Origin of the sequence: Paenibacillus sp. FSL K6-1558, from assembly GCF_038002565.1 — a bacterium.
In the GTDB taxonomy this organism is placed as follows: Bacteria; Bacillota; Bacilli; order Paenibacillales; family Paenibacillaceae; genus Paenibacillus; species Paenibacillus polysaccharolyticus.
The window spans coordinates 3,851,293-3,872,988 of the sequence record NZ_JBBOCV010000001.1 but is presented as its reverse complement, the minus strand read 5'-3'; the positions used below and the strand labels follow the sequence as shown (position 1 = coordinate 3,872,988).

20 protein-coding genes and 1 rRNA gene are annotated in these 21,696 nt (G+C 47.6%); 1 reads left to right on the top strand and 20 read right to left on the bottom strand.

The window, feature by feature from the left end; translation table 11 throughout:
- Nucleotides 1-289 precede the first annotated feature (289 nt).
- Nucleotides 290-1,845: ribosomal RNA gene (locus MHI38_RS16680) — 16S ribosomal RNA — on the bottom strand.
- A gap of 347 nt (nucleotides 1,846-2,192) precedes the next feature.
- The gene (locus MHI38_RS16675; protein ID WP_154892078.1) at nucleotides 2,193-2,741 is read right to left on the bottom strand and encodes a hypothetical protein; all 549 of its coding nucleotides are present in this window, start codon (nucleotides 2,739-2,741) and stop codon (nucleotides 2,193-2,195) included.
- Between the two features lie 87 nt (nucleotides 2,742-2,828).
- On the opposite strand from MHI38_RS16675, the gene MHI38_RS16670 reads away from it, so the two are divergent.
- Nucleotides 2,829-3,419 carry a TetR family transcriptional regulator C-terminal domain-containing protein gene (locus MHI38_RS16670; RefSeq protein WP_154892079.1) on the top strand — a complete coding sequence of 197 codons (591 nt, stop codon included), beginning with the start codon at nucleotides 2,829-2,831 and terminating at the stop codon, nucleotides 3,417-3,419.
- Between the two features lie 84 nt (nucleotides 3,420-3,503).
- Here the strand turns inward: MHI38_RS16670 and MHI38_RS16665 are convergent, their stop codons facing one another.
- The 18 genes from MHI38_RS16665 to nadA all read right to left on the bottom strand — a co-directional run bounded on the left by MHI38_RS16665 (nucleotide 3,504) and on the right by nadA (nucleotide 21,423).
- Nucleotides 3,504-4,841, bottom strand: a complete 1,338-nt coding sequence (locus tag MHI38_RS16665) for a TrkH family potassium uptake protein (protein WP_154892080.1) — start codon at nucleotides 4,839-4,841, stop codon at nucleotides 3,504-3,506.
- Between the two features lie 157 nt (nucleotides 4,842-4,998).
- Nucleotides 4,999-6,510 (bottom strand): lysine--tRNA ligase, encoded by a 1,512-nt coding sequence (lysS, locus tag MHI38_RS16660; RefSeq protein WP_090924642.1) that lies wholly within the window; start codon nucleotides 6,508-6,510, stop codon nucleotides 4,999-5,001.
- A gap of 113 nt (nucleotides 6,511-6,623) precedes the next feature.
- A complete protein-coding gene (greA, locus tag MHI38_RS16655) occupies nucleotides 6,624-7,103 on the bottom strand; it encodes a transcription elongation factor GreA (protein ID WP_090924651.1) in 480 nt (159 codons plus the stop codon).
- Nucleotides 7,104-7,354: 251 nt separating this feature from the next.
- Nucleotides 7,355-8,374 (bottom strand): tRNA dihydrouridine synthase DusB, encoded by a 1,020-nt coding sequence (gene dusB / locus MHI38_RS16650; protein WP_090924641.1) that lies wholly within the window; start codon nucleotides 8,372-8,374, stop codon nucleotides 7,355-7,357.
- 46 nt (nucleotides 8,375-8,420) lie between these two features.
- Entirely contained in the window at nucleotides 8,421-8,615 is a 195-nt protein-coding gene (locus tag MHI38_RS16645; protein WP_154892101.1) for a helix-turn-helix domain-containing protein, read from the bottom strand.
- Nucleotides 8,576-9,124, bottom strand: coding sequence for a 2-amino-4-hydroxy-6-hydroxymethyldihydropteridine diphosphokinase (gene folK, locus MHI38_RS16640; RefSeq protein WP_154892081.1), 549 nt, complete (start codon nucleotides 9,122-9,124; stop codon nucleotides 8,576-8,578). Before folK ends, MHI38_RS16645 begins: the two co-directional genes overlap by 40 nt.
- Before the next feature lie 9 nt (nucleotides 9,125-9,133).
- Entirely contained in the window at nucleotides 9,134-9,496 is a 363-nt protein-coding gene (gene folB, locus MHI38_RS16635) for a dihydroneopterin aldolase (RefSeq protein WP_090924638.1), read from the bottom strand.
- 80 nt (nucleotides 9,497-9,576) lie between these two features.
- Nucleotides 9,577-10,443 (bottom strand): dihydropteroate synthase, encoded by an 867-nt coding sequence (folP, locus tag MHI38_RS16630; protein WP_154892082.1) that lies wholly within the window; start codon nucleotides 10,441-10,443, stop codon nucleotides 9,577-9,579.
- The gene (locus MHI38_RS16625) at nucleotides 10,440-11,333 is read right to left on the bottom strand and encodes an aminotransferase class IV (protein ID WP_154892083.1); all 894 of its coding nucleotides are present in this window, start codon (nucleotides 11,331-11,333) and stop codon (nucleotides 10,440-10,442) included. Before MHI38_RS16625 ends, folP begins: the two co-directional genes overlap by 4 nt.
- Before the next feature lies 1 nt (nucleotide 11,334).
- Nucleotides 11,335-11,913 (bottom strand): aminodeoxychorismate/anthranilate synthase component II, encoded by a 579-nt coding sequence (pabA, locus tag MHI38_RS16620; protein WP_090924635.1) that lies wholly within the window; start codon nucleotides 11,911-11,913, stop codon nucleotides 11,335-11,337.
- 77 nt (nucleotides 11,914-11,990) lie between these two features.
- Entirely contained in the window at nucleotides 11,991-13,604 is a 1,614-nt protein-coding gene (locus MHI38_RS16615; protein WP_154892102.1) for an anthranilate synthase component I family protein, read from the bottom strand.
- 266 nt (nucleotides 13,605-13,870) lie between these two features.
- Nucleotides 13,871-14,809, bottom strand: a complete 939-nt coding sequence (gene cysK, locus MHI38_RS16610) for a cysteine synthase A (protein WP_145336417.1) — start codon at nucleotides 14,807-14,809, stop codon at nucleotides 13,871-13,873.
- Between the two features lie 393 nt (nucleotides 14,810-15,202).
- Nucleotides 15,203-16,153: a peptidyl-prolyl cis-trans isomerase gene (locus MHI38_RS16605; protein ID WP_154892084.1), complete on the bottom strand. Its 951-nt coding sequence runs from the start codon at nucleotides 16,151-16,153 to the stop codon at nucleotides 15,203-15,205.
- A gap of 23 nt (nucleotides 16,154-16,176) precedes the next feature.
- The gene (hslO, locus tag MHI38_RS16600) at nucleotides 16,177-17,094 is read right to left on the bottom strand and encodes an Hsp33 family molecular chaperone HslO (RefSeq protein WP_154892085.1); all 918 of its coding nucleotides are present in this window, start codon (nucleotides 17,092-17,094) and stop codon (nucleotides 16,177-16,179) included.
- A 77-nt stretch (nucleotides 17,095-17,171) separates the two neighbouring features.
- Nucleotides 17,172-17,942, bottom strand: coding sequence for a type III pantothenate kinase (locus tag MHI38_RS16595; protein WP_090924631.1), 771 nt, complete (start codon nucleotides 17,940-17,942; stop codon nucleotides 17,172-17,174).
- A 6-nt stretch (nucleotides 17,943-17,948) separates the two neighbouring features.
- Nucleotides 17,949-18,815 (bottom strand): carboxylating nicotinate-nucleotide diphosphorylase, encoded by an 867-nt coding sequence (nadC, locus tag MHI38_RS16590; RefSeq protein ID WP_154892086.1) that lies wholly within the window; start codon nucleotides 18,813-18,815, stop codon nucleotides 17,949-17,951.
- A complete protein-coding gene (nadB, locus tag MHI38_RS16585) occupies nucleotides 18,812-20,449 on the bottom strand; it encodes an L-aspartate oxidase (protein ID WP_154892087.1) in 1,638 nt (545 codons plus the stop codon). The genes nadC and nadB overlap by 4 nt, the downstream gene beginning before the upstream one ends.
- 35 nt (nucleotides 20,450-20,484) lie before the next feature.
- Nucleotides 20,485-21,423, bottom strand: coding sequence for a quinolinate synthase NadA (gene nadA, locus MHI38_RS16580; RefSeq protein ID WP_090924628.1), 939 nt, complete (start codon nucleotides 21,421-21,423; stop codon nucleotides 20,485-20,487).
- Nucleotides 21,424-21,696 lie beyond the last annotated feature (273 nt).

The following is a 21,696-nucleotide window of genomic DNA, read 5'->3' as shown; positions in this document are numbered from 1 at the left end:
AAAGTCGTTCCATTTCGATCACTCGCTCCAGCAATCTACCTTATAAAACACTTCACTTGTTTACACAAGATCAGCTTAAAGGAATGTTCTAATTCGCGTTTGTTTCGTTTCGATATCTAGTTTTCAAAGAACAAATCGTTTGGTTCGGGCCGTTCACGGATGTGTCGGTCGAACAAACGAGAAGTTTTGAGAGTTTGAGCTCTCAAAACTGAGCAACGAGTGAGTAACTAGCCGACCTGGCTAGATTTTAGTTTTGAATGTCTTCGTTGCAGAAGACGATTCTCCATAGAAAGGAGGTGATCCAGCCGCACCTTCCGATACGGCTACCTTGTTACGACTTCACCCCAATCATCTATCCCACCTTCGGCGGCTGGCTCCTTGCGGTTACCCCACCGACTTCGGGTGTTATAAACTCTCGTGGTGTGACGGGCGGTGTGTACAAGACCCGGGAACGTATTCACCGCGGCATGCTGATCCGCGATTACTAGCAATTCCGACTTCATGCAGGCGAGTTGCAGCCTGCAATCCGAACTGAGACCGGCTTTGTTGGGATTGGCTCCATCTCGCGATTTCGCAGCCCGTTGTACCGGCCATTGTAGTACGTGTGTAGCCCAGGTCATAAGGGGCATGATGATTTGACGTCATCCCCACCTTCCTCCGGTTTGTCACCGGCAGTCTATCTAGAGTGCCCACCCGAAGTGCTGGCAACTAAATATAAGGGTTGCGCTCGTTGCGGGACTTAACCCAACATCTCACGACACGAGCTGACGACAACCATGCACCACCTGTCTCAACTTTCCCCGAAGGGCACCTAACGCATCTCTGCCTCGTTAGTTGGATGTCAAGACCTGGTAAGGTTCTTCGCGTTGCTTCGAATTAAACCACATACTCCACTGCTTGTGCGGGTCCCCGTCAATTCCTTTGAGTTTCAGTCTTGCGACCGTACTCCCCAGGCGGAGTGCTTAATGTGTTAACTTCGGCACCAAGGGTATCGAAACCCCTAACACCTAGCACTCATCGTTTACGGCGTGGACTACCAGGGTATCTAATCCTGTTTGCTCCCCACGCTTTCGCGCCTCAGCGTCAGTTACAGCCCAGAGAGTCGCCTTCGCCACTGGTGTTCCTCCACATCTCTACGCATTTCACCGCTACACGTGGAATTCCACTCTCCTCTTCTGCACTCAAGTCACACAGTTTCCAGTGCGATCCGGGGTTGAGCCCCGGGATTAAACACCAGACTTACATGACCGCCTGCGCGCGCTTTACGCCCAATAATTCCGGACAACGCTTGCCCCCTACGTATTACCGCGGCTGCTGGCACGTAGTTAGCCGGGGCTTTCTTCTCAGGTACCGTCACCTTGAGAGCAGTTACTCTCTCAAGCGTTCTTCCCTGGCAACAGAGCTTTACGATCCGAAAACCTTCATCACTCACGCGGCATTGCTCCGTCAGGCTTTCGCCCATTGCGGAAGATTCCCTACTGCTGCCTCCCGTAGGAGTCTGGGCCGTGTCTCAGTCCCAGTGTGGCCGATCACCCTCTCAGGTCGGCTACGCATCGTCGCCTTGGTGAGCCGTTACCTCACCAACTAGCTAATGCGCCGCAGGCCCATCCCCAAGTGACAGATTGCTCCGTCTTTCCAGTTCTCTTCAGGCGAAGAAAACAAGTATTCGGTATTAGCTACCGTTTCCGGTAGTTGTCCCAAGCTTGAGGGCAGGTTGCCTACGTGTTACTCACCCGTCCGCCGCTAACTATCAGAGAAGCAAGCTTCTCTTCAAGTCCGCTCGACTTGCATGTATTAGGCATGCCGCCAGCGTTCGTCCTGAGCCAGGATCAAACTCTCCAATAAAGTTATTGAAAAGAGCGATAAGCTCATTTTGAATCTGACGAGATTAAAATCTCATTTTGATCTTGCAAGCAAGATCGATACTCACTCGTTGTTCAGTTTTCAAAGATCAAACATATTCAGCCACCGTCACTCGTTCGCTTCAGTAACTTTTATATCATATCATTTCCAAACCAACTTTGCAAGCACTTTTTTTAAGTTTCTTTCGAAGCTTGTTCTTATTGGCTTGCCGCACCGTGTAAACTGTGTTTTCTTGGCCGGAATTAGAATATACCATGTATGATTTTTGATTGCAAGCTTTTTTTCACTTTTATCAAGAACTTGATCATTTCATAAGACAATCTGAACCGTTAACCTATATTTTTAGCAGGAGCTTTCCTCGGCCAAAAGCTATAACTAATACTTATCACGAGATCAATCCCCAGCACCATTGCCCATACTCGGATTAGACCTGAAAACACCTCTGTTCGAGCTGGATCACCAATCCACCATATCATAATATACAAAAGCGCACTTCCAATACTCCAAGCCAAAAGATGTCTGACCCACCCTATACGCTCGTTCCTTGCATGTTCTCTTCCATATAACTTATTCCGCCTAGGATTCTCTCCCCCTCTAAACCAGTATTGAAAGTAACCATCAGCCCAAGCGATCATTTGATGTCCAAAAGCAATGCTTACTCCAATATAGATAGCCGCTATACCATGAACCATACTTGCTGTTGCTCCGCGTTGAAGATCTACAACAGTAGCTATGAGCAACAAAACATCAACAATCGGTGTGGCGGCAAGCAAAGCCAATCCCAATCGCTTCTTACCCAGCATATACCGAACACTTAGCCCTGCCGCGACAAATATCCAAAATGCAATCTCACAGGCAATAATGAAATAAGCAACCATAATTACACCCCTTTTATATAATACGACTGTATTATAATTAATTTAACACTTTTGTACCATAATAATCAATGGTGTTATAATCATGACATGCCTAAAATCGTTGATCATGACAAACAGCGCTTGCTCGTAGCCGAGGCCGCTTGGCGTATTATCCGGAAAAATGGTATGGAACAAGCTTCTGTTCGAAATATCGCTGAGGAAGCTGGAATCTCGGTCGGATCCATGCGCCACTATTTTTCCACTCAATCGGAGCTTCTGTTATATGCAATGAATTTGGTTTCGGAACGGGTGACTGCCCGGATTCAAAGTATGTCTTTCGACGGGCCTCCGATGGAACATATGAAACAGTTACTGCTTGAATTCATACCCAATACGGATGAGAAAATGGCTGAAATGGAGGTGTGGTACGCTTTTACTGTCAAATCCAAAACGGATCCTGCACTCAAAAAACTGGCTGACACTGTATATAATGATATTAGACGAGCTGTTGAGATCGTTATTACTTCTTTAATACAGTCCGGCATCTTCAGACCAGATCTAAATCAGGAACTTGAGATCGAAAGACTGTATGCTCTAGTTGATGGCTTGGCTATCCATGCCGTGCTTAGACCAGATCAGATGAACGGCCAACTTATGGACGAGGCTCTCACCTTACATCTGACCTCTCTATGTCCTTAGAGCGCAACATAAAAAACGCAGTACATTTAATACCACCCCATTATTACTCATAGGGGTAGATATCGAATGTCTGCGTTTTTTGTTTTATCCAATAATGATCCGGCCTTCTGGATGGCGATACAATTTCTTCTCTTTACGGGGACGAAGTGCATACGCAATCGTTAGCGGCCCAATCCGACCAACAAACATGGTGAAGGTAATAATGATTTTGCCCCAATTGGTCATCTCATGGGTTACGCCCACCGACAGCCCCACCGTACCAATAGCAGATGCAGCCTCAAACATGAGGGAAAGGAATGGTGCATCTTCGGTTGTAAGTAAAAGCATCACTACAATCATGAAGATACTGAGGGAAACCATAATGATCGTCAGGGCTCTCATGAGCAGATCTTTAGGTACACGTTGACGAAAAAAAACAATGTCCTTGTTGCCCCGAATCATGGCATATACAGCACCAATCATGATCAGAAACGTGGTTGTTTTAATCCCTCCACCTGTCGAACCTGGAGAAGCGCCAATAAACATGAGCAAAATAAAGAAAAACTGAGTCGCTTGTCGCATCTGTGTAATGTCAATCGTACTTGTCCCGGAAGAACGCGTTGAGACAGACTGAAAGAACGATGCGTAGATCTTCTCGCTCCAAGTTAGTGAACCAAGCGTGTGACTGTTGGTGAATTCGAAAATAAACAACACCACTGCACCTATACCGATCAACGCACCTGACACGGACAGCACCAATTTCGATTGCAAAGATAACCGGCGGCGTTTGCGATATTCAAACAGGTCATTCAACACAACAAAACCAAGTCCACCAGATATCACGAGAATCGAAGCAGTAATGTTAAAAATCCAGTCTCCGGTATAATATTGAAAACTGTTGCCAAACAGATCAAACCCACCATTGTTAAACAAGGAAACGGAATGAAATATGCCGTAGTATACGGCCTGCATAAAAGGCATCTCCGTTGCCCAGAGTAAAGCCAAAATGACCGCAGCTACCCCTTCAATAGTGAATGAAAAGATCAGAACCTTGCGGATAATCCGTACAATTCCCTCCATGCTGTCCGCATTAATAGCCTCTTTCAGTAGCAACCTGTCTTTAAGAGATATGCGTTTGCCCAGCACAAGTGCAAACAATGTGGCCATGGTCATGAAACCGAGCCCGCCAAGTTGCATCAGGATCATGATGACAATCTGACCAAACAAATTGAAAGTTGTTCCTACATCCACCACAACTAGCCCAGTCACACATGCCGCTGATGTAGCTGTGAATAAAGCGTCAATAAAAGCTAGATGTGTGCCACTCTGATTAGAAAACGGCAACATCAACAAAACGGTCCCAATAGAGATAATTAGCAAGAAACCGCCAACCAATATTAACGGAGGAGATATGAACCTGGCGATCTGAAGCCTGAACTTCATGAAGGGCACCTCTTTTAACCAAAATAAAAATAGGAGCAACTTGTGACCCGTAGCACGTCTGAATGAGTTGCCTATGTAAACCCAAAGAGGAACTTGCCCCAGCTTGAAGCAAGTGGCAGGTTCCTCTTCTATTATGAACGAAAGATACGTTCCTTATTTACTCTTGTGTACGTGGACGCATATGTGGGAAGAGCAGTACGTCACGGATGGACGGAGAATTGGTCAACAACATAATCAGACGATCGATACCGATTCCAAGACCACCTGTTGGTGGCATACCATATTCAAGTGCACGGATGAAATCGTCATCCATCTCATGAGCCTCATCGTTACCGTGCTCTTTCTCTAACATCTGAGCTTCGAAACGCTGACGCTGATCGATTGGATCATTCAGCTCGGTGAAAGCATTGGCATGCTCACGTCCAACGATAAACAACTCGAAGCGATCCGTGAAACGTGGATCTGCATCGCTTTTCTTCGCCAGTGGCGAGATTTCAAGCGGATGTCCCATAATGAACGTTGGCTGAATCAACGTTTCTTCAACAAACTCTTCGAAGAAGGCGTTCAGGATGTGACCAAATGTCATATGTGGTTCAACTTTTACGTTATGCTGTTTCGCCAAGCTGTGCGCTTCCTCATCCGTCATATGAACGGAGAAGTCTACACCGACAACTTCCTTAACCGCATCCACCATGGTTACACGGCGCCATTGCGGCTTAAGATTCACTTCATGATCTCCATATTGGATAACTTGTTTACCCAATACTTCCTGTGCGATGTGAGCAACCAGGTTTTCAGTTAAAGCCATGATATCCTTGTAATCCGCATAAGCCTCATACAACTCAATCATCGTAAATTCCGGATTGTGACGTGTAGACATACCTTCGTTCCGGTATACGCGGCCAATCTCATATACTTTTTCCAGACCGCCGACAATCAGACGTTTCAAGTGAAGTTCAATCGCGATCCGCATGTACAGTTCCATATCAAGCGCATTGTGATGAGTGATAAACGGACGAGCCGCCGCACCACCTGCGATTGTATGCAATGTCGGTGTCTCCACTTCAAGGTAGCCATGGGAGTCAAGATAACGACGCATGGATTGAATGATTTTGGAACGCATAATGAAGGTCTGCTGCACATCAGGGTTCATGATCAGGTCTACATAACGCTGGCGATAACGCAGTTCAACGTCAGTCAAACCATGGTATTTATCCGGGAGTGGATAAAGAGATTTCGACAACACTTCCAGGTCTTTTACTTTAACGGAAGTCTCACCCGTTTTGGTTTTGAAGACAACGCCAGTTACCCCAACGATATCCCCGAGATCAAGCAGGCTGAATGCCGCAAACTTGTCCTCAGGTACGCTATCCTGACGAACATAGATCTGGATTCGGCCGCTCAGGTCCTGAATATGTGCAAAGCTTGCTTTACCCATGCCCCGCTTCGCCATAATCCGTCCGGCAATACTGACTTCGATGTGCTTCTCTTCCAGCTCTTCCTTGGTCAGTTCTTCATACTTCTTCAGAATGGAGCCGGCTTCTTCGGTACGTACGTATTTTTGGCCAAAAGGGTCGATTCCCAAGTTGCGGAGCTCGTCCAATTTGTCGCGGCGAATCTGTAACAGCTCGCTAAGTTCGGTTTCCTGATTCAAGACTTCATCCGTCATGATCTGTATTCATCTCCTTATTTACATTGCAGCCTGTGCGTGAGGCTTGTCCGTAATGTTGAAAAAAGCTTCCCTAAGGAAGCTTTTGTCTACTACGCCTGACTGCTTCGTTACTACAGCTTTTTAATATCTACAATTTTATATTGAATTACGCCAGCAGGCACACTTACATCAACCACTGTACCTTTTTTCTTGCCCAAAATAGCTTTACCTACAGGACTTTCATTGGAAATCTTGTTCTGAAGCGGATTGGATTCCGCTGTACCTACAATCGTATATTCTGTGATATCGCCGAATTCCAAATCCTCTACAGTTACGGTTGCACCCACACTTACGGAATCGGTATCGATTTCGTCGCTGTTGATAATTCGTGCGTTACGCAACAGCTTCTCGAGTGTGATGATACGTCCTTCAATAAAAGCTTGCTCGTTTTTCGCATCTTCGTATTCGGAGTTCTCACTGATATCACCATAGCCAATAGCTACTTTGATCCGTTCAGCCACTTCGCGGCGCTTCACTGACTTCAGTGTTTCCAGTTCTTCTTCCAGCTTCTTGAGTCCTTCTGGTGTAAGGATAACTTCCTTGTCGCTCATCTCAACCGATTCTCCTGTCATGGGAATAATTTGATTGTACGGCAACGGAATCAGTGCTGATGACAGAACTCCGCCCGCATACATCTTCAAAACTATATGAAGTTCTCCAGAGAAATAGAATATTCCTCCTGATGCACTATACTTAGTAAACGCACATGGCGAATTTATACTGAGAAATTATAGGTGAACGATCTCGAAAAGTCAATGTTACATCCCCTGCGGCTGTAAACGTTTTACAGCACAGCTCCTAATTATGAGGCATTACCCGCAATTACCGGTTCAGACTCCAGATTTCCTTCCATTTTCAACTGTTCCACAAAGTTCTCCAGTATGCCCACCATCTCATCCCGTTTGGTTCCTTCCATAATAACGTCCTTGATTCGGGCAGATCCCTTCAATCCCTTCAAGTACCAAGCCAGATGTTTACGCATTTCACGTACAGCGACGGTCTCATTTTTGAGTGCAATTAGTCGATCCATATGCAAAACAGCTACACGGATCTTCTCCTCTGCATTCGGGTCAGGAGGTAACTGGCCTGAACTCAGATACTGAATTGTGCGATATAACATCCATGGATTACCCAAGGCAGCACGCCCGATCATTACTCCGTCACACCCGGTCTCGTCCAGCATACGGCGTGCATCTTCCGGTGAAGATACGTCGCCATTACCGATGACTGGAATGGAGACAGCTTCTTTGACATTTTTGATATGTGACCAATCCGCTGTACCTGTATAGAGTTGTTCTCTTGTCCGTCCATGCACGCTGACAGCACTTCCACCAGCGCGTTCCACCGCAAGAGCGTTCTCCACTACATAGATGTGTTCGTTGTCCCAGCCGATCCGCATTTTAACGGTGACTGGTTTCTCAACAGCTTCTACAACAGCCGATACCATCTCATAGATTTTGTTCGGGTCCAGCAACCAGCGTGCACCTGCATCACACTTCGTTACCTTCGGAACAGGACACCCCATGTTAATATCAATGATATCTGCATTGGTTTCCTTATCTACGATTCTAGCTGCCTCGACAAGCGATTCCCGGTCGCCTCCCCAAATCTGCAGACTGAGCGGTTTCTCACGTTCATCCACAAATAACATCTCGCGTGTCCGCTGGTTGCCATGAACAATGGCTTTACCACTCACCATCTCAGCGCAGACAAGGCCCGTACCAAACTCTTTGGCGATCAAGCGAAAAGCAGGATTACATACACCAGCCATAGGTGCAAGAACAACCTGATTCTTCATTTCAATATTACCAATCTTAAGCATGCTTGCTGTTTCACCTCTTTATCCGTTCTTCGTTATCCGCCGTTCATTATTTCCCTTGTAATTCCTCGATACTAATCGCGAGCACACCCGCTATCTTACTTAGTTCCTGTGGTGTAACTTTCCGATTTCCACGTTCAATCGTCCCCAGAATAGCCAAAGATATACCTGTCTCGGCCGCAAGCTCATGCTGGGTTAACCCTTTCAGCTTCCGGAACGCCCGGATTCGGTTGGCCAATTGCATGTTTTCCAACGCTGTATTCCATCCTTTCCATCCAGTACAGACAACGATGCGTGTACAAAGGTATGCAGACCTGATGCCTCGTTCTGCGGTACGATGTCCGACAGCGGCACCAGTACAAAAGCCCGCTCTCCCATACGGGGATGCGGCAGTTGAAGCAGTTCGGTATCTCGCGTCTCTCCATGCATCCAGAGCAGATCCAGATCCACCGTACGCGGGCCCCAGCGAATATCCCTAACCCGTCCAAGTTGATTCTCTACACTGAGCAATTCGGCGAGCAAAAGCTCCGGCGTCAGATTTGTACTGACCATAGCAGCCATATTCAAAAACGCAGGCTGATCGACATATCCTACCGGCTCTGTCTCATATAGTGCAGAGCAGCGCAGCACAGATATATGAGGATGTTCATTCAGAAGCGTTAACGCTTCAAGCAGCGTCTGCTCCCGATTACCCAAATTAGCCCCTAAAGCAATATAAGCCTCTGAGGATTCAGAGGTCGAATGTGCAATCATGATCGGTTCTCACTTTCTTGAGCGGCGAAGCTCTACCGTTACGCCTCCAAAATGAATATCAAATGGCGGGTGCGGCTTCGTCACCTTGACTGTCAATGCATTGATAATAGTATAAGTGTCTAGTAAAGAAGATGCAATATGTTCACCCAACGCTTCAATTAACTGGAATGATTTATTTTCGACGATCTGCTTCACCAGCTCATGAATCTCTGCGTAATTAATCGTTTTGGTCAGATCATCGTTACGCCCAGCCTCACCCAGATCCATATCGATCTCCAGATCAATGTAATACCGCTGACCTAGCTTTCGTTCTTCTGCAAACACACCGTGATACCCGTAATACTCCATGCGGTGCAATACCATTCTGTCCATACAGTTCCCCTGCCTTCTATTCAAATACTTTCTATATCAAAACGCTTCGCTTCAACATGAGGGGCCGTGAAGGCCCTCTATTACGATCTTCTCCGTAAGCCCGGAGAACGATATAACATCGCATCACACATGTCCGCCGTCCGACGGATCGGCTTCACATCATGAACCCGTACCAACTGGCAGCCTTGGGCAATGCCAAATGCAACCGTTGCTGCTGTACCTTCCAGCGCATCGTCAGCACCTACATCCAGCGTGTGCTGGATGAATCTTTTGCGGGATGTAGCAAGCAGCACGGGATACCCCAACTCGTTTAACAGACCGAGAGAAGACATCAACTCCAGGTTCTCCGAGAGGTCCTTCACAAAACCAATCCCTGGATCCAGTATAATCTGACTCTTCTCTACGCCCGCTGCAAGCGCAAGCTGAACGCTGTCCTGCACATCACGCACAACATCAAGCAGGTAATCGGTGTAGTCTCTTGTCTGCCGATTATGCATCAGAATAATCGGGCAACCCAGCTCAGCAGCAGTCCGCGCCATATCCGGGTCGGCCTTGGCCCCCCATACATCGTTGATGATATGGGCCCCTGCCAGAATGGCTTGGCGCGCAACGTCAGCCTTGTACGTATCCACGGAGATCGGAATATGCGGCGCCTCTGCACGCAAGGCTTCGATCACCGGAATAATTCGATGAAGTTCTTCATCTGCACCGACCACCTCTGATCCTGGACGGGTGGATTCTCCACCGATATCAATCAGATCCGCACCGTCCTCCATCATTTGTTTCGCATGGGCTACTGCCCGCTCCACATTATTGTAGCGCCCACCATCTGAGAACGAATCTGGCGTGACATTCAAAATGCCCATAATCTGCGTCCGGGATCCCAGCGTAATTGAAGCTGGTCCCCATTCATATTTCCGTTCATAGATGACCGGTGTAAGTGTCATGAAGTATACCCCGCTTTCTCCCGGTACATACGCAGCAGTACTGCCGTTACCGGACCAATCCGTCCATTGCTGATATCTGTTTCAGTGCCGCTCAGATCCCGCAACGTCGTCACCGGCACGAGCTCGGCTACGGAACCCGTCAGAAAAATTTCATCTGCTTGCTGTAGATCTTCCCATAGTGCCTGCACCTCTACGCAAGCGATGCCTTGATCTGCGGCAATCTCCATCACTACGGCTCTAGTAATCCCTGGAAGAATGCCCGTAGACAGCGAAGGGGTGTAGAGAACTTTCTCTCGCACCCAAAATATATTGCTGACAATGCCCTCCGCAACATAATCGTCGCGCGTAAGTTGTAATCCTTCTGCGCTCAGTAATCGCTGGTCTTGCCCAACATAAGTGTTTAATTCACGTTTCGCCAAGATACTGTTCATGTAGTGAAGCGACTTGAATCTGATTTGGCTTTCCGGTGTATTACGAGGTGTAGATAGACGTTGTAGCATTTTACCCCTTTCATACAGAGTAGGAGAAGGGTCAGGTAATGATTTTGCCAGTACGATATGTGTGGGGTCTGTATAATTCCCCGAAGGTAGTCCAAGCGGCGCTTCACCAGCAGATACTGTATAACGCACGTACGCATCCTTAAGTTCGTTTCCCTGCATCAGACGGGATATCCAGTCTTTGACTTCCTCTGCTGTCACTGTAAAAGGAATGCCCAACTCTTCACAGCCTGAAGCCATGCGCTCCAGATGCCTTTCCAGAAGGTAGGGAACTCCTTGGTATGTTCGAAAGGTCTCGAACAGCCCCAGTCCGTACAAAAAGCCGTGATCCGTTACAGGAACCACAGCCGACGCCAGTTGAACCAGTTCCCCATTAATCGCGGCATATTGCATATTATACGTTTGCTTTTTGCTGTGCTAGGAAATTGCGAAGCATCTGATGACCATGATCTGTAATGATGGATTCCGGGTGGAACTGTACCCCTTCAATCGCATACGTTTTGTGACGCAGACCCATAATCTCTCCTTCAGCTGTTTCCGCTGTAATCTCCAGACAATCCGGCAGGCTACTACGTTCCACGATCAATGAATGATACCGAGTTGCCGTAAACGGAGAAGGCAGCCCCGTAAATACCGATGTACCCTGGTGATGCATCTCCGATGTTTTGCCGTGCATCATCCGATCCGCTCGAATGACATTACCTCCAAATGCCTGCCCGATCGCCTGATGTCCAAGACAGACGCCAAAGATGGGAATGCTTCCTTTGAAATGTTCGATAACTGCCAAGCTGATCCCCGCTTCATTCGGTGTACATGGACCTGGAGAGATCAGAATATGATCCGGTGCCAGTGCTTCAATACCTGCCAGATCAATCTCGTCATTGCGGCGAACTTCCACCGTCTCCCCCAATTCACCCAGATATTGAACCAGGTTGTAGGTAAAGGAATCGTAATTGTCGATAACCAGAATCATAGGTCTGCTCCTCCTCATATTCCACCGCAGATTACGGCGGATGCCTTGTTTATTTTAACTTATTCCATTTCATCGCTTCATTCTGTTCTGTTCGTGTGTTTCTGCTCGCGTTGGGGTTCTCCTGCTGATGCCTGCGCTGTGTCAGCCTCCGCTCGTTCACTGTAGTTCACAGCTCGCATCATTGCTCTAGCCTTGTTGGAACACTCCTTGTACTCGCGATATGGATCGGAATCAATGACAATACCTGCACCAGCCTGCACATACCCCGTCCCATCCTTAATCGCAAGAGTGCGTATAACGATATTCAGCTCCATATTGCCACTGTAGTCTATCCATCCGATTGACCCTGTATATGGCCCCCGTCGTACTGGCTCAAGCTCTTCGATAATCTCCATCGTGCGTACTTTCGGAGCACCCGTTATCGTTCCGCCAGGAAACGTTGCGGCAATGACATCAAACACAGTTAATCCTTCCGCCAGCTTGCCTTCCACCTGTGAAACCAGGTGCATAACATGCGAATATTTCTCGATTGTCATTAATTCAGGAACATGAACCGATCCATACGCAGCAATTCGCCCGATATCATTACGCTCCAGATCAACCAGCATAATATGCTCGGCTCGCTCCTTCTCACTGCCAAGCAACTCATCTGCCATCGCCTGATCCTCTGCTTCATCTCGTCCTCTTCTTCGCGTTCCTGCGATGGGCCGCGCACTCACTTTGCCGTTCTCCACTTTGACCAGCAATTCTGGCGATCCACTGACCAGTTGGAATTCGGGACTGCGAAGCATCCCCATATACGGTGACGGATTCACTATACGTAACCATTCATAGATATGCTCGCTACTGGATTGGAGCTGCTTTTCATGTCGCAGGGACAGATTAACCTGAAATACATCGCCTTGCCTGATATACTCCTGTACCTGAAGAACAGCTTGTTCAAAATCCTTTTGTGGGAAGGACGTCTTCCATCCCTCTGTTTCCCGTTCGGATTCTTCTGTGCGTAGGGCAAGATGAACCCGCCTGTGACGGAGCTCTAACGCTTGCTGTTGCTCCTCTGCCTGAGCGAAACCCATAATATGAAGCCAGCGTTGCTGCATGGCTACCGCACGTTTCCCAGCTGCAGCATAGAGACTCTGTAGATTGGCCCGTTCCTGCTGTTCAGCACTCACTTCCAGATGCACCATACAGAAAAGAGCCTGCTGCTCATGGTCGTATGCCCATATTTCCTCAAAGCGCATCCACCAGTAATCTGGAAGTGTGGGATTATCCTCAGCAATCGTTGGCAGTTTCTCCAGTGATCTGGCTACATCATAGCTGAGGTATCCGGCGCAACCGCCTGCAAAATCTGGTGCTCCGTCAACCTTGGGTGCTCGGTAAGGTGATGTCCACCGTTTTAGCACATCCAGCGGATTGCCCTGATCTGTTCGACTTGTTCCTTGAAACACGTCATGAATTGTGGCTTCCTGTCCTTTGCCGGAAACGATGGATACCGGATTTAAGCCGAGGAAAGTATACCTTCCGCCTTTACCATTCTCCAGCACAATTGCGTTAGGAGATGCTTGCTGCCACGCTGCCTCCCACGTTAGCGGTAAACCGCCATGATACGGTCCCTCATCCGACTTCGTTATATATGGTAACATTGTCCAGCCTTGTCCAGCCCATGCTTCCCAGTCGGCGTATGTTGTCATCAGGTGTGTCACTGCGGCCCGCCGCCCTTCTTGTGTCACTATATAAGTTAAATTATTGATTTAGACAGACACTCCGATGTCACAATAAACTATGCAACCGAGTGTTCAACTTATATAGTTCTTATTGTTTGATAGTATACTAAAGCGCCGTTGCTTTTAAAAGCATTACGCAAAAAATCCTCCCTACCCGTCAGGGCAGGAAGGATTGATATAAACTGTTCAGAAACATCAAGCTTATCCGGTAAAAGATACGTCCTGTGTCTGAATTACGCCTCGAAATTGTAAAGCGGTGTGCTCAGATAACGTTCGCCATTACTTGGCACGATAACGACAACGCGTTTACCTGCACCCAGTTGTTTGGCTACTTGAAGTCCTGCGCGAATCGCTGCACCGGATGAAATACCGGACAGAATACCCTCTTCTTTTGCAACAGCACGAGCCGTTTCAAATGCATCATCATTCTCGATGTGAATGATCTCGTCATATACTTCTTGATCCAAAATTTCAGGAATAAAGTTTGCTCCAATTCCCTGAATTTTGTGAGGACCCGGTTTGCCACCAGCCAGGATTGGTGATGCTGCCGGCTCTACAGCCACAATTTTGATCCCAGGGAACGCTTCTTTCAACACTTCACCTGTACCTGTGATTGTTCCGCCAGTACCGATACCCGCAACAAATGCATCAAGCGTGCCGCCTACAGACTGGATCGCTTCAACGATTTCAGGACCTGTCGTTTCGCGGTGAATCTTCACATTTGCTTTGTTTTTGAACTGCTCCGCCATGAAGTAGGACGGGTTTTCTTTCAACAGCTCTTCGGCTTTTTTGACTGCACCATTCATTCCTTCTGCTCCAGGTGTAAGTACAAGCTCAGCACCATAAGCACGAAGCAGGTTACGACGCTCCAAGCTCATCGTCTCAGGCATTACAATAACAGACTTGTAGCCTTTAGCAGCAGCAACCATCGCGAGGCCGATCCCCGTGTTACCGCTTGTTGCTTCAATGATCGTACCACCCGGTTTCAGCTTGCCTTCTTTTTCCGCTTCTTCAACAATGCTAATTGCGATACGGTCTTTAACACTTGATCCTGGGTTCTGGTATTCCAGCTTCACCAATACTTCAGCACTACCTTCAGGTACGATATTGTTCAAACGAACAAGCGGAGTACCTCCGATGAGTTCAGTTACGTTATTAACTACTTTAGCCATATGAATGCCCTCCTTAATGGTATAAATGGTACTTAACTCCTGTAAACTTATGTGATTTGTGCGAGTCAGCCTCTGGATGTTTATGAAGAACTGCGGAAATCCGGTGATTATCCGTTCCTTTCTGCATAAAGAACCACGCAAACAGGTGTAGGTAGCGCCGAGTTTTCCGAAAGTTTCTTTATTACATTGAAAATATCTAAATTCATGCATATCATGATGCATTTATATCCGAGTAAACGAGTAGGTTTTGATTATTTTCATCTTATCAACGTTACACGCCATTGTCAATATGAGTACTCAAAAAAATACTTTGCCTTGGGCCCTGAGACCGTAGACAAAGTATTTTTATCAAGATGCAACTTCTATAAGACAGGAAAATTGTCAATCTTCGTTTCAGGAGGCAGGAATCTCGGAGATGATCACAGCCTCGTATTTATCGCGCAGCATCTGCTCTACCTGCGGAAGTGGATCAGCCTGGCTTAAGGCCAGCTCCATACGAATCTCTTCATGTACTTCCTTTGCTGACTGCTCCTGGCGTTCGGCTTTGTCATTCAGTTTGATGATGGCATAACCGTCCTCAACTTTCACTGGACCAGCAATATCACCGATTGACATATTGGCAGCCCTTTGCAAAATGGATTTAGGTTGGAAAGGGTCGTTCTGATCAATCCACCCCAGTTTACCTCCCGCATCTCGGGAGTAACTATCCTCTGATTCGGAGCGAGCCATTTCTTCGAAATCTTTCCCGTTCCGAAGCTCCGTCAATATAGCCTCTGAATCAGACTTTTCTTTTACCACAATAATAGACAGATCATATTTCTCAGGGGTGATATAGTCTTCTCGATGCTCTACCCAGTATTTTTGAATATCGTCATCCTTCACCTGGATACCTGCGGTAGCAATCTTTTCGAGCAGTAGACGGTAACCTGCCTCTAATTCGAGATCCTGCTTCGACAGGCCAAGCTGTGATTTCATGGCATCATAGTATGACTTCTCTGAATCATACCCATCCATCGCTCCAGCCATTTCTCTTGCAATCTCTTTCGGAGTAACCACCAAATTGCGTTGAAGGGCTTCAGCATAAACCGCTTTTCGGTTCAACATCTGCAGCAGGATTTCACTGCCATAACGTCGTTTTAATGCATCTGTCCAATCTTTATCCGTAATCACTTCACCGTTAATCGTTGCAACCGTACTTCCCTCTTCCTTGTTGGCATCATGAGGTGTCTCTGCATCTTCTTTCCCCTGATGAAGCACCTGCATCGCCATGAATGTACCCATCACGAGCACGCCAAGTGTCAAAATAACGACCGCCGTCCATAATCCTTTTTCCTGTCTGGTCATACCTCATCCCGTCCCCGCATCGATCAATTCTTGGCTTGTTCTAGGATGGCCTCTAGCTGCTCTTTGTTAAAATCATACGCTTCATTACAGAATTGGCAGACCACTTCAGCTTGCCCTTCTTCTTCAATTAATTGCTCCAGCTCGGACTGACCAAGACTGATTAAGGTTTGTTCCAGACGTTCACGAGAACAACTACATCTAAAACGAATATCCAGTTCGCCCATGACCTGCACATCCGGCAGGAGACGGCGCAACAATTCTTCTAGCTCGAGTCCTTCGTTCAACAAGGTTGTCACCGGAGGCAGTGCACCGATGGCATTCTCGATTTCTGTAATCTCGGGATCAGTGAGGCCTGGGAGAAGCTGAATAATAAATCCGCCCGAAACAATAACCGAGTTATCCGTATCAACCAGCACACCCACGCCAACAGCAGAAGGCGTCTGTTCTGACTGAGCAAAATAATAAGTAAAGTCTTCGCCCAGTTCGCCCGAGATAATCGGAATGCTACCACGGTACGGGTCTTTCAGCCCCAGATCCTTCGTTATATTTATGAAACCTTCTGTACCCACCGCCCCAGCTACATCCAATTTACCAAAACGATTGCTGGGCAGATGTACATGCGGATTGGAAACATAACCGCGCACCTCACCTTTGGCATTAGCGTCGGCTACGATCTGGCCAATTGGGCCATCTCCGTTCACTTGTATAGTTAGTTTCTCATCACCTTTAAGCATGGCACCCATAATGGCTGCTGTCGTTACTGTACGCCCCATAGCTGCTGTAGCCGTGGGAAACGTATCATGTCTTCTACGCAGTTCTTCTACCAGTTCTGTGGTCTGAACGGCAAACGCTCTTACCTTTCCATTCATCGCTGTACCACGGATCAACCGGTCATGTTTGTTGTTGTTTTCCAAGTCATTCAGCCTCCTTTGGCGTGTCATTTTAATATCGTAACAGAAAAAAACGGCTCAACATTTAAGCTGTAATCCCAGCCTGCTGTATGCCGCCCTTTGTATGTCTACCTTTCCCGGTTCCGCTCGTAGATGACACGTAGCCCCTCAAGCGTAAGCAGTGGATCAACTTTCTCAATGCTACGGGTTTCTTCTGCAATCAGAGTAGCAAGACCTCCTGTAGCAATAACCATAGGTTCAGCCTTCATCTCTTCGCGAATTCGTTCTACGATGCCGTCCACTTGGCCAGCATAACCATAGATGATGCCGGACTGCATGGCATGCACGGTATTGCGCCCAATCACCTTCTTCGGCTTCTCCAGCTCAATTCGCGGTAGCTTCGCTGCTCGCTCGTAAAGAGCTTCGGTAGCAATGTGAATACCGGGTACAATCGCACCGCCAAGGTAATGGCCCTTCTCATCAATACAGTCGAACGTCGTGGCTGTACCAAAATCAACGACCACAAGGGGGCCGCCGTATTTTTCCACGGCCGCCACAGCATTCACGATCCGATCCGCCCCTACTTCACGCGGATTTTCATATCGCAGATTCAGGCCGGTCTTGATACCGGGCCCAACCAGCAATGGTTTTTTGCCCACATATTTCACACACATCGTTTCGATGACACTCACCAGTGGCGGAACCACTGAAGAAATAATGACACCCTCAATGTCTCGGGCAGAAATACCGGACATATGAAATAAATTATAAATCAATACGCCGTATTCATCCACTGTGGACTGACGAGATGTGCTCAGACGAAAATGATGCAACAGTTCACGGCCCTGATATACCCCGAGCACGATGTTACTATTGCCCACGTCTACGACTAGAATCAAAGAGGTTCACCCCTCTTTCTTTTCGTTTAAATCCAGGCTGATATCCAGGCTCTCAAAAGAATAGGTTAACCTGCCAACCGAAATTACATCCACACCCGTTTCCGCTATTCCGCGAATCGTTTCAAGTGACACATTGCCGGATGCTTCTATCTTCACATGCGGAGCCTGTTCACGAATCAGAGCGACTGCTTCTCGCATCCGATCAGGCTGCATGTTATCCAGCATAATGATATCTGACCCAGCTTGCAAGGCTTCCTGTACCTGAGCAATGTTTTCCGTTTCAACTTCAATCGTCATCGTATGCGGAATAACTGCCCGCGCTCGCTGCACAGCTTCTGTAATGCTACCTGCACCTTTAATATGATTGTCTTTGATCATTACAGCATCATACAGTCCAAACCGGTGATTGGCTCCGCCCCCCACACGTACAGCATACTTTTCAAGCAAGCGATGACCAGGTGTTGTTTTACGTGTATCGACAAGTCTGGTCTTCAATCCATCAAGAGCATCTACGTAGTAACGTGTTCGGGTAGCAACACCGGACATACGCTGTAACAGATTAAGTGCGAGCCGTTCCCCAGTCAGGAGCGAATGTGTACTCCCTTCAACTTCAGCCAATATGGTGCCAGGAGTGACTGTATCACCGTCTTTTACTTTTGCCGTATAACGAAGCTCCGGATCTACGACTTGAAATACAAGCTCTGCAATCGTTATGCCTGCTATGACTCCATGATCTTTGGCATGAATCACAGCCTTGGATTCACTACCCGCTGGAATGGTCACATTCGTTGTGACATCCCCTGCACCTACATCCTCCCGTAGCCAGCCTTTGATCGTCTCAATTAGTTCCTCATTATATCCGTTCAGTATCATGACATCCATTCCTCCACAATCGCTTGTTCTCGCTGCTGCAGACTATGCTTCTGCCATATTATATCGTCTCGTGCAGGGAAGTCCTCACGGTAATGTGCTCCTCGGCTCTCCTCACGGTGCAGCGCTCCGCTGGTTACAAGCCACGCACAAGTCAGAAGGTTCGCATACTCCAGTTCTTCTCTTTGGGTAAGTCTTTGATCAAAAAAAGACAACTCCTGTTGCATTTTATCCATTGCCTGTTGCAAGTTCTTTCCGTTTCTTCGCAGTCCCACTTGACGAACCATCATCTTTTGCAGACGTAAACGTCTTTCCGATACCGGCTTGGAATGTTGCTGTTCTTTTGCACGGCTAATATTCTGATTCTCCATGCTCAGAGATTTCACATCTCTTCCAAGTGATTCTTCGATGGCCGGCAACGCATGGATACGATCCACGATTCTGCGTCCAAATACAATCGCTTCAGATAAGGAATTGCTCGCTAGTCGATTAGCTCCGTGCACGCCGGTAGAGGATACCTCGCCACAGGCAAATAAACGGGGGATACTGCTCTCACCACTCAAGTCCGTCTTTACTCCGCCCATCATATAATGCGCGGCAGGTGCAACCGGAATCCAATCTGTAGTCATGTCGAGACCGTAACGCATACAAGTTTCATAAATGGTAGGAAAACGATGTTTCACCATCTCCGGTAGCTCATGGGTAATGTCGAGGTAAACAAAGGTACTGTTTGTCAGCTCCATCTCGCTGACAATGGCTCTAGCTACAATATCACGAGGCGCCAGTTCGAGCTGGGCATGATATTTCTCCATGAATCGTTCACCCTTCACGTTGCGGAGATAAGCACCTTCCCCGCGTACCGCTTCAGATACCAGGAAGCGGGGTGCTCCCGGGTAACATAAGGATGTCGGGTGAAACTGGATGAATTCCATATCACGAACTATAGCCCCCGCACGGTATGCCATAGCTACCCCATCAGCTGTAGCTACATCCGGATTCGTCGTATAACGATACAGCTGTCCCGCACCGCCTGAGCAGAGCACTGTTGCTTTTGCTTTGACAAACACCTTTGAGCCGTCTTCTTTCAGAATCAGAGCACCGATACATTCTCCTCGATCCGTAATCAAATCCACCACAAAGTGCTCATCCCAAACGTCAATGCCTGGATGCTCGTGAACCTCAACAGCGAGCGCCCTTACGATCTCATATCCAGTTGCATCCCCATTGGCATGTAAAATACGGCGGTGGCTGTGCGCACCTTCCTGCGTCAACGCCAACTCGCCGTTCTCCAGATCGAACAATGTTCCCAGACGGATCAGTTCTCTGACACCGTCTGGGCCCTCATTCACCAATACTTCAACTGCCTCGGATCGACACAAACCGGCTCCGGCAACAAGAGTATCTTGCAAGTGGTACGCAGGAGAATCATCTTCAGCAATAACAGCCGCAATCCCGCCCTGCGCATATCTGGTGTTACTCTCAAGTAAAGACTTCTTCGTAATCATCAGAACACGATGCTGTTCGCTAGCCTTAATTGCGGTAAACAGACCAGCAATGCCTGAACCGATCACCAGTACATCGGTCTCCACCATTGGCAGCGCAGAGAGGTCAAAATCATATATATATTGCGGTATCATCTTATTCACCTGTCTCGGAGCAAGAGTAACGCATGTTACTTCACCAGTAACATGCGCTCTAGTGATTCTCTGGCTTTATCAGCAACAGCCGGTGGGACATAGATCTGAGGCTTCATCGTCTCCAGGCATTTGACCAGCTTCTTCAGGTTGTTCACCTTCATGTTCGGACATACCAGGAACTTGGTCGCAAAATGGAACTGTTTATCCGGACTGTCGAGGCGAAGCTGATATCCTGTGCCATCCTCCGTGCCGACAATGAATTCCTTAGTGGAGGATTTCTTGCAATATTCCAAAATGGCTGTTGTGCTGCCTACAAAATCCCCCATTTCTACAACTTCAGGGCGACACTCGGGGTGCACCACAAACTCAGCATTCGGATATTTAGCCTTCATCTCAACAACATCTTTTACCGTGAGCATATCGTGTGTATTGCAGTAACCCTCCCAGATGATCATCTTCTTGTCTGTGTGCTGCTGTACATAATGCCCCAGGTTTTTGTCCGGTACCCAGATGATTTCTTCGGAATCCACAGACTGGATTACACGAACAGCGTTTGCTGATGTACAGCAAATATCTGTTTCTGCTTTGATCTCAGCCGAGGAATTAATGTAGGTGACTACCTTGGCGTTCGGGTGTTGTGCCTTCAGCTTACGTAATCCGTCCACGTTCACCATGTCTGCCATTGGGCACCCGGCACGTTCATCAGGGATCAAAACGGTTTTGCCCGGAGCCAGAATTTTAGCGCTTTCACCCATAAAATGAACACCACAGAATACAATAACATCCGCATCTGTTTGCGCTGCCTTCTGGGCCAGCAGGAAAGAGTCTCCCCGGAAATCTGCGACTTCCTGTACTTCATCACGTTGATAATAATGAGCAAGAATAATAGCATTACGTTCCTTCTTGAGTTCCATCAGCCGCTCACGCAGCTCACGATTCATCTCAGCCTTGCGCTCTAAAGCCAGAGCTTCCACCTGTGATCCTCTCCTTATCGGGACAGCGTCAAGCGCTGTTTCATGGACTAACCTATGTCGTTATGTTCGCTGGTGAAACGAATCACAAGCGGTTTAACAACTAATGTACACAACGTTCACGACTCTGTCAATAAATGAAAAAAGGCAGGATATACTGCCTTTTCCCCCTTATGCTATCCGGTTCGCCATATAGCTCTTGATTATCTGTTTCTTCTGATCTTGAATAAATCCTACAAAAAAAAGAGAGCCACAAGGGCTCTCTTTTCATTCCGG

Bases quoted from the DNA above. Each gene is read 5' to 3' on its own strand.
- MHI38_RS16645 (WP_154892101.1), bottom strand. From the start codon at position 8,615: ATGCAATTGGCCAACCGAATCCGGGCGTTCCGGAAGCTGAAAGGGTTA.
- MHI38_RS16605 (WP_154892084.1), bottom strand. From the start codon at position 16,153: ATGACCAGACAGGAAAAAGGATTATGGACGGCGGTCGTTATTTTGACA.
- MHI38_RS16625 (WP_154892083.1), bottom strand. From the start codon at position 11,333: ATGCAATATGCCGCGATTAATGGGGAACTGGTTCAACTGGCGTCGGCT.
- MHI38_RS16665 (WP_154892080.1), bottom strand. From the start codon at position 4,841: ATGAAGTTCAGGCTTCAGATCGCCAGGTTCATATCTCCTCCGTTAATA.
- folK (WP_154892081.1), bottom strand. From the start codon at position 9,124: ATGATTGCACATTCGACCTCTGAATCCTCAGAGGCTTATATTGCTTTA.
- MHI38_RS16670 (WP_154892079.1), top strand. From the start codon at position 2,829: ATGCCTAAAATCGTTGATCATGACAAACAGCGCTTGCTCGTAGCCGAG.
- cysK (WP_145336417.1), bottom strand. From the start codon at position 14,809: ATGGCTAAAGTAGTTAATAACGTAACTGAACTCATCGGAGGTACTCCG.
- pabA (WP_090924635.1), bottom strand. From the start codon at position 11,913: ATGATTCTGGTTATCGACAATTACGATTCCTTTACCTACAACCTGGTT.
- dusB (WP_090924641.1), bottom strand. From the start codon at position 8,374: ATGCTTAAGATTGGTAATATTGAAATGAAGAATCAGGTTGTTCTTGCA.
- nadB (WP_154892087.1), bottom strand. From the start codon at position 20,449: ATGATACCGCAATATATATATGATTTTGACCTCTCTGCGCTGCCAATG.
- greA (WP_090924651.1), bottom strand. From the start codon at position 7,103: ATGAGCGACAAGGAAGTTATCCTTACACCAGAAGGACTCAAGAAGCTG.
- lysS (WP_090924642.1), bottom strand. From the start codon at position 6,510: ATGACGGATGAAGTCTTGAATCAGGAAACCGAACTTAGCGAGCTGTTA.
- MHI38_RS16615 (WP_154892102.1), bottom strand. From the start codon at position 13,604: ATGACAACATACGCCGACTGGGAAGCATGGGCTGGACAAGGCTGGACA.
- MHI38_RS16675 (WP_154892078.1), bottom strand. From the start codon at position 2,741: ATGGTTGCTTATTTCATTATTGCCTGTGAGATTGCATTTTGGATATTT.
- folB (WP_090924638.1), bottom strand. From the start codon at position 9,496: ATGGACAGAATGGTATTGCACCGCATGGAGTATTACGGGTATCACGGT.
- hslO (WP_154892085.1), bottom strand. From the start codon at position 17,094: ATGACACGCCAAAGGAGGCTGAATGACTTGGAAAACAACAACAAACAT.
- folP (WP_154892082.1), bottom strand. From the start codon at position 10,443: ATGACACTTACACCGGTCATCTATGAACGGAAATATGAATGGGGACCA.
- nadC (WP_154892086.1), bottom strand. From the start codon at position 18,815: ATGATACTGAACGGATATAATGAGGAACTAATTGAGACGATCAAAGGC.